Raw genomic sequence first — 470 nt, 5'->3', positions numbered from 1 at the left:
GGGGTCGCGGTACGCGTGGCGGCGACGGGCGCTCCGACGAGCGAGGCCGCCATTCAGGCACGCGGCGGCTGGGATGGGGCGGTTGAAGCGCTTGGCGACGCCGCGCCTGCGCCGGTTGTGCTCGATGCCATTTTCGGGACGGGGCTGTCGCGGCGGGTCGACGATGCCATTGCGGCACCGCTGGCTGCGCTGGTGCAGGCGGCGCGGCTTTCGATCACGGTCGATGTGCCGACCGGCCTCGCCACCGACACGGGCGAGGCGCTGATCGATACTGTCAGCCGCTTCGATATCACGCTCGCACTGGGTGCGTTGAAACCCGTGCATGTGCTTGCTGCATCTGCTGAAACTTGTGGAACCGTGCGGTTGGTGGAGATCGGCCTGGAGACACGCAGCGCTGCGCGCGCGACGGTGATCGATCGCCCCACGCTGCGAGCGCCCGGCAGCGACAGCACCAAATATACGCGCGGGAT

At 68.7% G+C, this 470-nt stretch carries 1 protein-coding gene; it reads left to right on the top strand.

Annotated features, from left to right (window positions below; translation table 11 throughout):
• On the top strand, window positions 1–470 hold a 470-nt coding region (locus AACY19_RS27170; protein ID WP_339454586.1), incomplete at both ends, for an NAD(P)H-hydrate epimerase.

Origin of the sequence: Pseudomonas sp. EA_5y_Pfl2_R50, from assembly GCF_963970475.1 — a bacterium.
Classification (GTDB): Bacteria; Pseudomonadota; Gammaproteobacteria; order Pseudomonadales; family Pseudomonadaceae; genus Aquipseudomonas.
Note: the sequence above shows the minus strand (reverse complement) of the source record. Positions and strands in the feature narration are given on the sequence as shown.